This is a genomic window from Microbacterium sp. NPDC056052 (genome assembly GCF_042266785.1).
GTDB lineage: Bacteria > Actinomycetota > Actinomycetes > Actinomycetales > Microbacteriaceae > Microbacterium.
The window spans coordinates 142,365-156,596 of record NZ_JBHJWV010000002.1 but is presented as its reverse complement, the minus strand read 5'-3'; the positions used below and the strand labels follow the sequence as shown (position 1 = coordinate 156,596).

The window sequence follows — 14,232 nt, the reverse complement described above, 5'->3', positions numbered from 1 at the left end:
GCCTCCTCCGGTCGATCGCCTCGGGTGCTGCCAGCCTATGCGGCCGCTCACGCCTCGGACGAGCGGATCCGGCCGGTTCCTTCGCAGGCGCGAGCGGCCCCTTGCCTCGTCCGTGGGTTGCGAGTCGGTCTTTCGAGTGCAGTACGAACGCCGCTCGCGACCACGGGACGAGGGACTCATCGTCCTCCACAGGGACCGATCCGCGGAAGTTCTGCACAGCTCGGAAATTACCCCTGATCTGGAGGTTCGAATGTCGGTGGCCCCCTGTTGAATGGAGGCATGGCAGCCACCACGCACGAGACTCTGGAGCAGGTCGAGCACCTGCTCCGGCAAGTGTGCGCGTCGCGCGAGATGGCGGGCCAGTTCGACGGAGTCTCCGACGACGAAGCGATCCGGATCCTGCAGGCCCTGGGGCGGATGCAGCGGCTGCTCGACGGCACGATCACGACCGCGACCGTGCATGCCGTGCACCGCGACGCAGGAGCCGCGTCGACCACGCTCACCACCTCGGCAGGGTGCGCAGACGTGACCGAACTGCTGCGTCGGGCGCTGCGCGTGGATACCGCCGCCGCCCGCCGGTACGTGCGCGCCGCCGACGCGGTCGGACGCGGCTTCCTGCACTCCTCGGGCGATCATGGGGCTGCGCGGTATGAGGCGCTGGGGCAGGTGCTGCGCGACGGGGAGATCTCGACGGCCGGGCTGCTCGCCGCGATCGGGCCGGTCGAGCGATCCGGTGACAGGATCAGCGCCGACGCCCGAGGCGCCGTCGACGAGATCCTCGCGACCATGGCGCGCGGTCTCGATCTGCCCGACGAGTGCGGCAGGCCGGGCCCCGCGCCGTCGACGGACGAGCTCGCGAATCATGCGCAGGCCCTCATGCTCGCGCTGGACCCGGACGGCGCCGAACCCGACGACCGGAAGGCGGAGCGCAACCGGGGGTTCACGATCGGCCGGCTCCGCGACGGGGTGCGTCCGGTGCACGGCGGGCTGCTACCCGAAGTCGCGGGGGCACTGGAGCGTCTGTTCGACGCGTTCAACAACCCTGCCGCGACGGATGCGCCGTGCCTCACCCGGCGCCTCGGCGAGACGGGCTGTGACGTCCTCGACGGCCTGGCATCCGGGGAACCTGCGACGCAAGAAGCACAGGGAGCGGTCCGATTCGTCGAGGACGACACGAACCCTCTCGAGCCGGTGTTCGCCGGTGGCCCGAGCGCCCCGATCGACGCCCGCACGCGCGCGCAGCGCAATCACGACAACCTCGCGGCGATCCTGAACATCGCGGCCGGGCATTCCGCCATGCCCGCCCTCGGCGGTGCAGCCCCGACACTCGTGGTGTCGGTGGCGGCCGAAGACTACGCGAACGGCACCGGGCGGGCATTCATCGAAGGCTCTGGGGTCGACGTGCCCCGCAGCGTCGCTCAGCACACGGCCTGCGCGGGAGGGGTGCAGCGGGTGCTGTTCGACGAACAGGGGCAGATCGTGTCGATCGGCACCACGGCCCGCATCTTCAACGCGGCGCAACGCCGCGCGATCCTGCTCCGCGACCGGGAATGCCTGATCCCCGGCTGCCACACCCCCGCGACCTGGTGCGAGATCCATCACGTCCGCGAGCACGCCGAGGGCGGGCCCACGCACACCAGCAACGGCGTCGCCCTGTGCTGGCACCACCACCGCACGCTCGGAGTGTCCGCCTGGCAGATCCGCATGCGTCACGGCGTGCCAGAGATCCGCGGCCCCGCCTGGTGGGATCGCACCCGCACCTGGCACCGCCCTCGCACCCGTGGCGGCGCCCCCGGTGCGATCCGAAGACTCCTCGCCACGGGCCTCGCCCCGCCGGGATGAGCACCGGCGGCGCACCGTGTCCCCTGCCGCCTCTAGGCTCGTACGGTGCCCTCCCCGACGCCGAACCCGAGCCCGGGTGACAGATCGCGCCCGAGCGGGGCACCGACTCTGAACCGCGAGATCATCCGCCTGGCCGTGCCCGCCCTCGGCGCACTGGTGGCGGAGCCCGCGTTCCTCATGGTCGACGCGGCCCTCGTCGGGCACCTCGGCACCACGCCGCTGGCGGGGCTCGGCATCGCGTCGGCGATCCTGCAGACCATCGTCGGGCTGATGATCTTCCTCGCCTACTCGACCACCCCTGCGGTCGCGCGGCGGTTCGGCGCGGGCGAGCACGGCGACGCCGTGTCGGTCGGCATCGACGGCATGTGGCTCGCGCTCGGCCTCGGCGCGGTGCTCGCGGTGATCGGTTCGCTGCTCACGCCCGCGGTGATCCCGCTGTTCGGCGCCAGCCCGGAGGTCGCGGCGCAGGCCGCCGCCTACCTCGCGCCTTCCATGTGGGGGCTGCCCGCGATGCTCGTCGTCTACGCCGCGACGGGTCTGCTGCGGGGCATGCAGGACACCGTCACGCCGCTGTGGATCGCGGGCATCGGCTTCGCGGCGAACGCACTGCTGAACTGGCTCTTCATCTACGGATTCGGCTGGGGCATCGCCGGATCCGCCTTCGGCACGGTCGTCGCCCAGTGGGGCATGGTCGGCGCCTACGTGCTCGTGATCGGGCGCCTGGCCCGCCGGCACGAAGCCTCGGTCGCACCCGAGTTGAGCGGAATCCGCGGATCCGCACGCTCCGGGGGCTGGCTGTTCCTGCGCACCGTGAGCCTGCGGGTGGCACTGCTCGCGACCGTGGGCATCGCGACCGGCATCGGCACGCGCGAGCTCGCCGGCTGGCAGGTCGTGTTCACGATCTTCTCCGCCGCGGCATTCGCGCTCGACGCGCTCGCGATCGCCGCCCAGGCCCTCATCGGCAAGAGCCTGGGCGCGGAGGATCCGAACGGGGCACGGCACGTGCTCGCCCGCACCGTCGCCTGGGGCGCCTGGTTCGGAGTGATCGTCGGCGTGCTCATCGCCGCGCTGTCGGCGGTCATCGGACTCGCCTTCACCGGCGACCCGGCCCTTGCAGCGCTGATCCAGCCCGCCCTCGTCGTGCTCGCCATCGCCCAGCCGATCGCGGGCATCGTGTTCGTGCTCGACGGAGTGCTCATGGGCGCCGGCGACGCGCGCTACCTCGCGATCGCCGGCGGCCTGAACCTCGTGCCGTTCCTGCCTGCGCTCGCGATCATCGCCGCGACCGGGGTGAACGGCGTCGCAGGCCTGGTCTGGCTCGCCGTCGCATTCTTCGGCGTGTACCTGTGCGCGAGGCTCGCCACACTGGGTCTCCGGGTGCGGACCGGACGCTGGCTCGCGCTCGAGGTCTGAGACGGCCCGCGTCAGGCCCGGGTTGATCGTGGAGAGGGCCCCGATCCGGAGCATCCGGTCCGCACAGTGAGGGTCCCCGCGATCTTGTGCACCGATCCCGTGATCAGCTGCCCAGAGGACTCAGGACCTGGCAATCTGGGCGGATCCACGCGACACTGAAGGGGTGCTGACCATGAACGAACCGCAGGTGTGGACGCTCATCGGGGTGTTCGCCGCCGGGATGTTCGGCATGATCACGATCGTCACGACGATGTTCACGCGTGTCGTCCGGAGCGAGATCAGCGGCCTTCGAACCGAGTTCAAGGGCGAGCTGTCCGAGCTGCGCACGGACCTCAAGGGCGAGATCGCGGGGCTGCGCACCGAGATCCGGAACGTCGACCGCGACGTCAGCGCCCTGATGAAGCACACCTTCGGCATCGACCGCGACTGACGAGCGACCCGGACCGGATCCGCACGGACCGGCGAAGACTCGCGATCCGCGCAGACCGACGGCGGTCCGGGCCGGCCTCGCCCGCGATCAGCGCCCGCTGCGATGCACCTCGCGCTCCTCGATCGCGTCGAGCTCCGCCGTCGCCCGCGCCCGCACGGTGTCGGACAGCCCGCGGTCGCCGATCGCACGGGGCACCGCGGGCCGCTCGTCGGGGCGTCCGCGATGCATCGCATAGCCCCAGGCGGCGAACCCGAGAAGCGGCCCCCACAGCCAGAACGGCAGCACGAGCAGCAGCTCCAGCACGCCCACGGCCAGCGCACCGCCGCTCGTCGTGACGACGCGCACCAGATCCACACCTCCCACCGTGAACATCACCGCCACGAACGACGCCGCGACCACCGTGAGCCCGACGGGAACCGGACGCCCCCCGATGCCGCCCATCCACTGCGGGAAGCGGTCCGCCCACGGCAGGCACAGGGCGAGCGTGAGCAGCCCCGCCGCGAGCATCGCCCCGCCGAGCAGCAGTCCCACCATGAGGATATCCGGCGCCAGAGCGCCCGTCGGCGCGAACAGCGGCCAGGGTGTCAGCCACGTGAGACGGCAGAACACGTACGGCAGCGCGCACAGCGCCGCCGCGACGGTGATCGCCCGCCGATGCCGCAGCACGCCCGCGGCGAACCGGCCCCGCACCGCGGGCTCGCCGATCGCCCACGCGGCGAGCGCACCCGCGGCGACGAGGTGCGCGAAGGAGACCGCGAGCTCGCCGAGCCGCGGAGCGAGCGCCTCCAGCACGCGGGGCGCGAACGTCGTCAACGGCAGCCGGAGCGCCGCGATCACGACGACGCCGGCGATGAGCGCGATCCCGACGACGCCGATCACGGGCCGCCGCACGGTCAGCAGCACCAGTCCCACGACGACCAGCCCCGCCACCACCAGCACGAACGAGTACCCGGCGACCGGGATGATCCCTCCGGGGATCAGTGCCGCCACCAGCAGCGCCACGATCACCGCGGCGATGCGCAACCCGCCCGACGGGGCGCCGACCACGCCTCCGGCGACACCACCGCCTCGCTGTCCACGCAGCCCGAGCACCCCGACGGCCACCGCGGCGAGCCCCGCGGCGATCGCCACCGCCGCGGCCATGGGCGCCCCGACGATGGTGGCCACGAGACTCGCGGCCGCTCCGGCGGGGACGATGCCGGGCACGAGGAGTCCGATCGCGCCGAGAAGGGCGACGACCGCCCCGAGCGCAAGGCCGACGATCAGCAGCACGACACGCGTTCTGTTTCTCATGCCCCGAACGCTACGGATCCGGATCCGCTCTTCGCGTCGCCCCCGAGGACGGTTCCGGATCACCCGCAGGGATGATCCGCGGCACGCAGGCGCCCCTACCGACCGGGGCGGCGGACGCCGTTCTCGTAGGCCCAGATCACGACGTGCAGGCGGTCTGCGAGTCCGAGCTTCGCGAGGATCGCCTTCACGTGCGTCTTCACGGTGTTCTCGCTGAGGAACATGGCTCGCGCGATGTCGTCGTTCGACGCACCGCTCGCGAGGGCCTGCGCGACCTCGCGCTCCCGGCCGCTGAGCGGCGCGAGCGCCGCGTCGGGATCGGCGGAGGGCCCGGCCTCCCGCACGAAGCCGAGCAGTGCCGCCGTCGCGCGCGGCGACATGGCCGCGTCCCCCGCAGCAGCCGCGACGACCGCGTCGGCGAGGTCCTGCGGGGTGGCGTCCTTCGTGAGGAACCCGCTCGCCCCCTCGCGGATCGCCTCGACGACGTACTGGTCGAGGTCGAACGTCGTGAGCATGAGTATGCGGATCTCCGGCTTCAGCCGCAGGATCTCCCTGGTGGCGGCGATGCCGTCCATCCCCGGCATGCGGATGTCCATCAGCACGACGTCGACGGCGTGACCGCGCACGTGCGCGATGCCTCCGTGCGCATCGGCCGCGGTGGCGACCTCGGCGATGCGCGGATCCCGGGAGAGCATGATCGCGACCGCCTCGCGGAACAGCTCCTGATCGTCCACGAGCAGCACCCGGATCGTCATGCGCCCTCCCCCTCGTCCGCCGAACGCGCGCCAGGAGCAGCCTCGCCTCTCGCGGCGCCCGTCTCCTCCGGCGGCATCGGCAGCACCGGCAGCTCGGCCCGCAGCAGCCAGCCGTGCGATCCCGCTGCCCCGAACGAGGCCGATCCCGGGTTCGCTGTGCCCACCGCTCCCGACGCGAGCGACCCGCCCGCCAGCCGGATCCGCTCGCCGAGGCTCACCAGCCCGGTCCCGGAACCGAGGTCGGATCCGCTGTGCCCGGATCCGCCGTCATCCTCGACCTCGACGACCACCCGCTCCTCGGTCCAGGCGAGGCGCACCTCGATGCGCACGGGCGGCAGCGTGTGCCGCATGGCATTCGTGAGCCCCTCGCGCACCGCGCGGTGCAGCGCGAGCGCCGATGTGGACGCCAGTGCGCGACGCCTTCCGGTCTCCACGAGCCGGGTCGCGCAGGCGGGACTGCGCACCGAGGCGACCAACTCGGCCAGCGACTCCGCCGTCGGCAACGGCTCCTTCGGGGCGTCGCCCTCGGCGGCGACGATCGCGCGCATGCCGCGCAGCGCGTCGCGCCCCGTGTCCACGACCACGCCGAGGGCGCGCTCGCTGACCTCCGGACGCTCTCGAACGAGCGCCCGCGCCACCTCGGACTGCGCGATCATGACCGTCATCGCGTGCGCGACGACATCGTGCAGCTCGCCGCTGATGCGCATCCGCTCATCCGCGATCGCCTGCCGCACGTGCACCGCGGTGCGCTCCTCGGCGCGGCTCGTCGCGAAGCGCACTAGCAGACCGCACGCCCACGCGGCGGTCGCACTGGCCGCGAGCCCGAGGAAGGCACCGAGCCGCAGCAATGCGACGTCGATGCCCGCCGCGGACCCGAACGTCGGCTCCGCGAGCGAGATCAACCCGGCGCCCGCGAGCCCCACGCCCAGGGCGACGACGGAGAGCTGCACCCGCTCGCGTGCGGCGACCTGGGCGAGGCACAGCAGATACGCGACCGCCGACGGGTGCATGACCGCGGAGGCCTCGCGCGCCGCGGGGATCAGCACCAGGAGCAGCATCACCGCGCTCGCGACGAGGAAGCCCGCGACCGGGCGCCGTACCGACAGCAACGAGGCGCCGTGCAGCGCCGTGAAGCCGAGGGCGAGACCGACCACGGCCGGCAGCGCGGGGTGCGGGGTCGACCACGCGAGCGAGGCGAGACTGATCGGCAGCAGCACGACGAGGGCCGCCAGCGCCACGATCAGCGAGGCACTGTCGCCGCGCACGCCGCTCCGCGCCTTCCCTGTCCGCACGTCCCCATGCTGGCATGCGGTCGCGCGCGCGTCCTCACCCGTGCGGGTGACCCGTGTGCGCCTTCTGGATCGAGGGGTGCTGAACCGCGGGTCGCCGGCGTCACGGAGTCAGCCGACGTCACAGCGTCACGGCGTCGCTGCCTCGCGGCGCTGCGGCGTCAGCCGGCGTGCCTCCGGCACCACTCGTACATGATCACGGCCGCCGCGGCGCCGGCGTTGATCGAGCGGGTGGATCCGTACTGCGTGATCTCGACGTGCCCGGACGCCGCGGCGAGCGCCTCGTCCGACATGCCTGGACCCTCGGCGCCGAAGAGCAGCACGCAGCGCTCCGGCAGCTCCGCGCGATCCACCGGGACCGCGCCGTCGAGGTTGTCCACGGCGATGATCGGAATGCCCTCGGCCTCGGCCCAGGCGGTGAACTCCTGCACCGTCTCGTGGTGCACGACGTGCTGGTAGCGGTCGGTGACCATCGCGCCACGGCGGTTCCAGCGCCGCCGCCCGATGATGTGCACGGTGTCGGCGAGGAACGCGTTGGCGCTGCGCACGATCGAGCCGATGTTCATATCGTGCTGCCAGTTCTCGATCGCCACGTGGAACGCGTGCCGCCGGGAGTCGAGGTCGGCGACGATCGCCTCCATGCGCCAGTAGCGGTACGCATCGATCACGTTGCGCCGGTCGCCGTGGGCGAGCAGGTCGGGATCGAAGCGCTCCCCCGCGGGCCACGCGTCGGGGCCGCCCGGCCACGGACCGACGCCGTGTTCGACCGGCTCCGCCGGATCCTTCGCCGTCGTGGCTGATTCGCTCTCGGGCGCCGGATCCTGCATCCCGCCAGCGTAGCCGCGGGAGCGCGCCCCGACGGTCCACCCAGCCCCTCGCCTGACATCAGATATTTCGGTGTCCCTAAAAATAGGGTAGGTTTTCGGTGTGCCTAAAACTACGGTGACCATCGCACCTCCGCGCTCCGACGCCCCGGGCCCGGTTCGCGGCGTCGCGCTGCTCGGGCCTGCGCTGGTGGCCGGGGTCGCGTATGTGGATCCGGGCAACGTCGCCAGCAACATGACCGCGGGCGCGGGCTACGGCTACCTGCTGGTGTGGGTCGTCGTCGTGGCCAACGTGATCGCGTGGCTCGTGCAGTACCTGTCCGCGAAGCTCGGCGTCGTCACGGGGCGCAGTCTGCCCGAGCTGCTCGGCGACCGGCTGAAGCACCGGTTCGCGCGCCGTGCGTACTGGCTGCAGGCCGAGCTCGTCGCGATGGCGACCGACATCGCCGAGGTGATCGGCGGCGCGATCGCGCTGCAGCTGCTGTTCGGGATCCCGCTGCTGCTCGGCGGCTTCATCACGGGCGCGGTCTCGATGGTCCTGCTCGCGGTGCAGGGGCGTCGCGGCGCGCGGCCGTTCGAGTTCGTCGTGATCGGCCTGCTCGCCGTCGTCACCGTCGGGTTCCTCGCCGGATTGCTCGTCGCCCCGCCGGATCCGGCGGCCGCCCTCGGCGGGCTGACGCCGCGGTTCACGGATTCCGGATCCGTGCTGCTCGCGGCCTCGATCCTGGGCGCGACGATCATGCCGCACGCGATCTACGCGCACTCCGCTCTCGCCAGGGACCGATTCGGATCCGCTCCGGTGCACCCCGGCGGGGACCCCGAGCCCGCCAGGCGCACACCGATCGCACGGCTGCTCACCGCCACCCGGTGGGACGTCACGCTCGCGATGGTCGTCGCCGGTGCGGTGAACCTGGGCATGCTGCTGCTCGCCGCGGCGACGCTGCCCGGCGTGGACGGCACCGACTCCCTCGAGGGCGCGCACGCCGCGATCAGCGCACAGCTCGGTCCGCTCATCGGAACGCTTTTCGCCGTCGGCCTGCTGGCATCGGGCCTCGCGTCGACCGCAGTCGGCGCCTACGCGGGCGCGGAGATCATGCACGGGCTGCTGCGCGTGCGCATCGCGATGCCGGTGCGGCGCCTGATCACCCTGATCCCGGCGCTGCTCATCCTCGGGCTCGGCGTGGATCCCACCTTCGCCCTCGTGCTCAGTCAGGTGGCGCTGTCGTTCGGGATCCCGTTCGCCCTCATCCCTCTCGTGTCCCTCACCGCTCAGCAGCGCACGCTCGGGCGCCACGCGAACCGACTGTGGACCACGATCGCAGGCGTCGCCGCCGCCGCGCTGCTGATCGCGCTCAACGCCGTGCTGCTCTGGCTGCTCCTGACCGGAGCCTGACCGCGTCCTGACCGGAGCCTGACCGCGAGACTGCAACTCCGCGACGAGACTGCGCACCAGGACCGCAGTCTCGTCGCCCAGTTGGAGTCTCGCGGTCGGCAGGTCGCCGCTATCGCTCGGGCGAAGGGGCCGCCTTCCCGTCTTGTGCCTCGGCCCGGAACTCGGCACTCGTGTCGGCAGCCCGTGCGCTGTCCTTCGCGGCGGCGACCTCCGTCGCGACATCCTGCGCGTCGACGCCCGGCGCACCGGTGCTGTCGGCGGCGGCAGGAACCAGGGCCCGTGCGACCCCCTGCAACTCCGCGATCATCTCGAGCTGGCGCCGGTTGATCTCCAGCAGCGCCTCGATGTCGATCTTCGCCGCGACGTTGGTATCGAAGTCGTGCTGTGCGAGAGCCGCCGAGATCGCGTCCTGACGCTTCGCGGCGATGAGCAGGATCGCCCCCTGCAGCCCCGCAAGCATGCTGAGGAACAGGTTCAGCAGGATGAACGGATACGGATCCCACGCCGTGGTTCTGGTCAGATTGAGCACCCACCAGACCGCCATGAACAGCATGAACACGCCGACGAAGGCCCAGCTGCCCATCCCGTTGCGGAGGCGATCGGCGGAGCGCTCGCCGAGCGTGAGCCGCTCCTTCGCCTGCTCGTGCCAGGTGCTGTCGGGCAGCGGTCGCGCGCTTCCCTCCGGCAGCTGCCTGAGGAACGTATTGAGATCCTCGATCGACATCGCCTTCTCCCTCGGCATGCTCTGCTCCCCCGCGCCCGACGCCATCGCCGGACCTGATCCAGTCTCCCGCGTCGCCCGTCGACGCCCCGACGACTCGCTGGCGCCGCGACGTGCGGGGGCCGGTGCGGGATCCATCGGACGGATGACCCCGGTCTGACGGGAGCCGCAGCCGCCGCGGGTAGGCTCGGGGGATGGCCAGATCCCGCCGCCCGTCCGCCGCGCAGCGCGCCGCAGAGAAGGCTGAAGCGCAGGCGTCCGCGCGCCGGGCCGTGCGCATCTGCACGTGGGCCTCGCTCGTCACCGCCGCCCTGGGGATCCTGCTCCTCGCCCTGCCGAGGCTGCTGCCGGCGGGCGGCCCGTGGGTGCAGCTCGCGCTCGGCGCACTGACCCTGATCCTGTCGTTCCGAGCCCGCGCGATCGGCATGCGCGGCGTCGAGGGCTTCGACGGCCGACTCTCCCTGATCGGCGCTCTCGCCGGTTTCGGGATCATGTTCTTCGCCGGCCAGGCCGCATTCGCGGTGCTCTCGGCCGTCGCATCCTGACTCCGCCGCCCCCTATCTTCCGCGTCGTCCCCGTGAGCGGACTCCATAGCGTGCGCTCATCGGGACGACGCGAAGGTGGGAAGGGGGCGGCGGCGGTTAGGGTGGACGGGTGGCATCCCCTGCGGCCGACGACTACCTGAAGACGGTGTTCGCGCACACCGAATGGCAGCCGACGCCGATCACGCCGTCGCAGCTCGCCGCGAAGCTCGGCATCGCCCCGTCCAGCGTCACCGAGATGGTGAAGAAGCTCGCCGCGGCAGGCCTCGTCTCGCACGTGCCCTACGGCGCCGTCCGCCTGACCGATGACGGCGAGCAGCGCGCGCTCGCGATCATCCGCCGGCACCGCCTCATCGAGACCTGGCTCGTACGCGAGTTCGACTACGCGTGGGACGAGGTGCACGACGAGGCCGAGGTGCTCGAGCACACCATCAGCGACCGCCTGCTCGAGGGCATCGACGCCCGACTGGGCCGCCCCCGCTTCGACCCGCACGGTGACGCGATCCCCGACCCCGCCGGACGCATCGATCGCGAGCCCTTCGTGGTGCTCGCCGACGCCGTGGCCGGGCACGCGGGCCGCGTCCTGCGTGTGGACGACCGGGATCCCGAGCTGCTGCGCACCCTGGAGTCCGCGGGACTGGCGATCGGCGGCGACGTCGTCGTGATCCCGGGCGGTCTGCGGATCGATCGCACCGACGTCGCGCTCCCCGATGCCGCGGCCGAGGTGGTCTGGCTGTCGGCCTGACGCCGTCACCGGTCGGCGGCAGCTAGCCGACGCGGACCGTTCTCAGGACGGATCTCACATGATGGCGTGAACATGGCCGGATTCGGGGTTCTGGCGCGAATCCGACCTGAACGGGGTACCGTGACCCGTCGTCATCCGCCCGTAACCCGACGGTCCTAGGCTGAGCGCATGGCACAACGCGATGACATCGAATGCTGGCTGACCGACATGGACGGTGTCCTGGTCCATGAGAACGATGCCATCCCCGGAGCGTCCGAGCTGCTCGGCGGCTGGGAGAGCAGCGGGATCCCCTACCTCGTACTCACGAACAACTCGATCTTCACCGCACGCGATCTGTCCGCTCGCCTGCGCGCGAGCGGCCTGAACGTGCCGGAGGATCGGATCTGGACCTCCGCGCTCGCGACCGCCGACTTCCTGAAGCAGCAGCTGCCGGGCGGATCCGCGTTCGTGATCGGGGAGGCCGGGATCCTCACCGCGCTGCACGAGGCCGGGTTCATCATGACCGAGACGAACCCCGACTTCGTCGTCGTCGGCGAGACCCGCAACTACTCCTTCGAGGCGATCACCAAGGCGATCCGCCTGATCAACGACGGTGCGCGGTTCATCGTCACCAACCCCGATGCCACGGGGCCCAGCGCCGACGGTCCGCTGCCCGCGACCGGCGCGATCGCCGCCCTCATCACGAAGGCGACCGGCAAGGATCCGTATGTGGTCGGAAAGCCGAACCCGATGATGTTCCGGTCGGCGCTCAACAAGATCGGCGCGCACTCCAAGCGCACCGGCATGATCGGCGATCGCATGGACACCGATGTGATCGCGGGTATCGAGGCGGGTCTGCACACGATCCTCGTGCTCACCGGCATCAGCGACACCGCCGAGATCGAGAAGTATCCGTTCCGGCCGGATGAGGTCGTGCAGTCGGTCGCCGACCTGCTCCCCCGCATCACCGACACGATCAGGACGATCCCGCAGAAGGCGCCGAAGGCGACGAAGGACTGACCGATGGGCGCACTCGACGAGGGCGTGCGGATCACGGCCGCCGACGCGGCGACCTGGCGCGCCTGGCTGATCGAGAACCACGCGACCGTGACCGGCGCCTGGCTGGTGCGGCCTCGTCCCGGCAACGACGACGTGCACGTCGGCTACGAGGAGGCGATCCTGCAAGCACTGTGCTTCGGCTGGATCGACGGGCCGGTGCGCAGCTTCGACGAGCGCGTCGGCGGCCTGTGGTTCGCGCCCCGTCGTGCGTCCAGCGGCTGGGCCGCGACGAACAAGGCCAGGATCGCGCTGCTCGAGGACGCGGGGCTGCTCGAGCCCGCGGGCATCCGCGCGATCGAGATCGCCAAGGCCAACGGCGCGTGGACCGTGCTCGACGGCCCCGAGGCCGGGATAGAGCCCGACGACCTCACGGCCGCGCTCGCGGAATCCCCCGCCGGCCGCGCGGGGTGGGACGCCTTCCCGCCGTCGGCGAAGAAGGTCGGCCTGACGCAGATCGCGATGGCGAAGCGGGCCGAGACCAGGGCCGCGCGGATCGCGAAGATCGTCGCCGATGCGGCGGAGGGGAAGCGCCCATGACCTCGAATCCGATCATCTGGGTCGCCGCCGTCATCGCGCTCGGCACGCTGGCCGCGTGGATCGTGCAGATCGTGCTCAGCCGGCGCCGCCGCGAGGACGGCCGTGGCCCGTGGTGGGAAGGCCCCTGGGACGAGGACGAGCGGGACCGCTGATCCACGGCCGGAAGCGACCGTCGCCCCTCGGGCGCCGGGACCGCTGACCCTCAGTCCAGCGTGAGCGACGCGATCCCGGCGACGGGCTCCGGCAGCCGGAGCGGGCCGGATCCGGGCGTGATCGTGCCGAGGATCCGCGGCGCGCTCGCGCCGGTCGCGCCGGGCAGGACGGCGGGGACGCCGTTCAGGGTGCACCAGCCGATGAGCGCGAACAGGATCGCCTCCTTGGCATCGGCGGGCGCGCCCAGCGCATCGGCCGGCACGACCTCGACGCCGTCGAGCGCCGCACGCAGACCGTCCATGACGACCGGGTTGTGCGCCCCGCCGCCGGACACAGCGAGAAAGGCCACGCCCCGTGCGGCGATGTCGCGCGCGACCGTCCGCACCGTGAGCTCGGTGAGCGTGCGCACGAGGTCGGCGTCGGCGATGCCGCGGCCCTGCGCAGCGACGTGGTCCCGCACGTACGCGAGGTGGAAGTGCTCCTTGCCCGTGCTCTTCGGCGCCGGCAGCGCATAGTACGGATCGTCCAGGAGCGCGGCGAGGAGGTGCTCGTCGACCCGGCCGGCCGCGGCGATCCGTCCGTCGGCGTCGTAGCCGCGCTCGTCGAGCCCTCGGTCCTGGATCACTGCGTCGATGAGCGCGTTCGCCGGGCCGATGTCGTAGCCGAGCACCGGCCCGGATCCGACCACGGTCACGTTGGCGATGCCGCCCAGGTTCAGCGCGGCCGCCACGCCGCCCTCGGACAGGGCGTTCCGCAGCAGGAGGTCGTCGAGGAGCGAGACGAGCGGCGCGCCCTGGCCTCCCGCGGCGATGTCGCGGATCCGCATGTCGGAGACGACCGGAGCGCCCGTGCGCTCGGCGATCCACGCGGGCTGGCCGATCTGCAGCGTGCCGCGCGCGCGGCCCTCCTCGATCCAATGGAAGACGGTCTGCCCGTGCGAGCACACGGCGTCCACGCCGCCCACCGCGTCCGCCGCCGCGGCCGCGGCCTCGGCGAACGCCTGGCCGATCAGGGTGTCGAGCTCGCACACCTCGGCGAGCGTCGTCGCGGCGGGAGGCAGCGCGGCGACGAGACGGGCGCGCAGCTCCGGCGCATACGGGGTCTCGGCCGTGTGCAGCACGGTCCCCCGCAGCGCGACGCCGTGCGGGGCCGCGCTGTGCGGGGCCACGCCGTGCGGCTGCTCGTCGATGCGGAATTCCACGACGGCGGCGTCGATCCCGTCGTGGGACGTGCCGGACTGCAGACCGAGGACGCGCATCG

15 protein-coding genes are annotated in these 14,232 nt (G+C 72.1%); 9 read left to right on the top strand and 6 right to left on the bottom strand.

Features of this window, described 5'->3' with window-relative positions:
- Positions 1 to 279 precede the first annotated feature (279 nt).
- The 3 genes from ACFC1J_RS04800 (at position 280) to ACFC1J_RS04790 (ending at position 3,685) form a co-directional block, all read left to right on the top strand.
- Positions 280 to 1,842, top strand: coding sequence for a DUF222 domain-containing protein (locus tag ACFC1J_RS04800; RefSeq protein WP_375903008.1), 1,563 nt, complete (start codon positions 280 to 282; stop codon positions 1,840 to 1,842).
- A 45-nt stretch (positions 1,843 to 1,887) separates the two neighbouring features.
- Positions 1,888 to 3,255: an MATE family efflux transporter gene (locus tag ACFC1J_RS04795; protein ID WP_375903006.1), complete on the top strand. Its 1,368-nt coding sequence runs from the start codon at positions 1,888 to 1,890 to the stop codon at positions 3,253 to 3,255.
- A gap of 172 nt (positions 3,256 to 3,427) precedes the next feature.
- Positions 3,428 to 3,685 (top strand): hypothetical protein, encoded by a 258-nt coding sequence (locus ACFC1J_RS04790; protein ID WP_375903004.1) that lies wholly within the window; start codon positions 3,428 to 3,430, stop codon positions 3,683 to 3,685.
- 87 nt (positions 3,686 to 3,772) lie between these two features.
- Here ACFC1J_RS04790 and ACFC1J_RS04785 read toward each other — a convergent pair whose 3' ends face one another.
- The 4 genes from ACFC1J_RS04785 to ACFC1J_RS04770 form a co-directional block, all read right to left on the bottom strand.
- The gene (locus tag ACFC1J_RS04785; protein WP_375903002.1) at positions 3,773 to 4,978 is read right to left on the bottom strand and encodes a hypothetical protein; all 1,206 of its coding nucleotides are present in this window, start codon (positions 4,976 to 4,978) and stop codon (positions 3,773 to 3,775) included.
- Between the two features lie 95 nt (positions 4,979 to 5,073).
- Complete coding sequence (locus tag ACFC1J_RS04780) at positions 5,074 to 5,730, bottom strand: response regulator (RefSeq protein WP_375903000.1); 657 nt, start codon at positions 5,728 to 5,730, stop codon at positions 5,074 to 5,076.
- Entirely contained in the window at positions 5,727 to 7,022 is a 1,296-nt protein-coding gene (locus ACFC1J_RS04775; RefSeq protein WP_375902998.1) for a sensor histidine kinase, read from the bottom strand. The genes ACFC1J_RS04780 and ACFC1J_RS04775 overlap by 4 nt, the downstream gene beginning before the upstream one ends.
- 158 nt (positions 7,023 to 7,180) lie before the next feature.
- On the bottom strand, positions 7,181 to 7,846 hold the full coding sequence (locus ACFC1J_RS04770) for a TrmH family RNA methyltransferase (protein WP_375902996.1): 666 nt from the start codon (positions 7,844 to 7,846) through the stop codon (positions 7,181 to 7,183).
- 100 nt (positions 7,847 to 7,946) lie between these two features.
- On the opposite strand from ACFC1J_RS04770, the gene ACFC1J_RS04765 reads away from it, so the two are divergent.
- Complete coding sequence (locus tag ACFC1J_RS04765) at positions 7,947 to 9,236, top strand: Nramp family divalent metal transporter (protein ID WP_375902994.1); 1,290 nt, start codon at positions 7,947 to 7,949, stop codon at positions 9,234 to 9,236.
- 109 nt (positions 9,237 to 9,345) lie between these two features.
- On the opposite strand, the gene ACFC1J_RS04760 is transcribed toward ACFC1J_RS04765, so the two are convergent.
- Positions 9,346 to 9,978: a DUF1003 domain-containing protein gene (locus tag ACFC1J_RS04760; protein ID WP_375902992.1), complete on the bottom strand. Its 633-nt coding sequence runs from the start codon at positions 9,976 to 9,978 to the stop codon at positions 9,346 to 9,348.
- Between the two features lie 173 nt (positions 9,979 to 10,151).
- On the opposite strand from ACFC1J_RS04760, the gene ACFC1J_RS04755 reads away from it, so the two are divergent.
- From ACFC1J_RS04755 to ACFC1J_RS04735, 5 genes are all read left to right on the top strand, one after another.
- Positions 10,152 to 10,502: a hypothetical protein gene (locus ACFC1J_RS04755; protein ID WP_375902990.1), complete on the top strand. Its 351-nt coding sequence runs from the start codon at positions 10,152 to 10,154 to the stop codon at positions 10,500 to 10,502.
- A gap of 109 nt (positions 10,503 to 10,611) precedes the next feature.
- Positions 10,612 to 11,244, top strand: coding sequence for a metal-dependent transcriptional regulator (locus ACFC1J_RS04750; protein ID WP_375902988.1), 633 nt, complete (start codon positions 10,612 to 10,614; stop codon positions 11,242 to 11,244).
- Positions 11,245 to 11,412: 168 nt separating this feature from the next.
- Complete coding sequence (locus tag ACFC1J_RS04745; RefSeq protein ID WP_375902986.1) at positions 11,413 to 12,243, top strand: HAD-IIA family hydrolase; 831 nt, start codon at positions 11,413 to 11,415, stop codon at positions 12,241 to 12,243.
- Between the two features lie 3 nt (positions 12,244 to 12,246).
- The gene (locus tag ACFC1J_RS04740; RefSeq protein WP_375902984.1) at positions 12,247 to 12,819 is read left to right on the top strand and encodes a YdeI family protein; all 573 of its coding nucleotides are present in this window, start codon (positions 12,247 to 12,249) and stop codon (positions 12,817 to 12,819) included.
- Positions 12,816 to 12,971: a hypothetical protein gene (locus ACFC1J_RS04735; RefSeq protein ID WP_375902982.1), complete on the top strand. Its 156-nt coding sequence runs from the start codon at positions 12,816 to 12,818 to the stop codon at positions 12,969 to 12,971. The genes ACFC1J_RS04740 and ACFC1J_RS04735 overlap by 4 nt, the downstream gene beginning before the upstream one ends.
- A 50-nt stretch (positions 12,972 to 13,021) precedes the next feature.
- On the opposite strand, the gene ACFC1J_RS04730 is transcribed toward ACFC1J_RS04735, so the two are convergent.
- Complete coding sequence (locus ACFC1J_RS04730; protein WP_375903621.1) at positions 13,022 to 14,230, bottom strand: anhydro-N-acetylmuramic acid kinase; 1,209 nt, start codon at positions 14,228 to 14,230, stop codon at positions 13,022 to 13,024.
- Positions 14,231 to 14,232 lie beyond the last annotated feature (2 nt).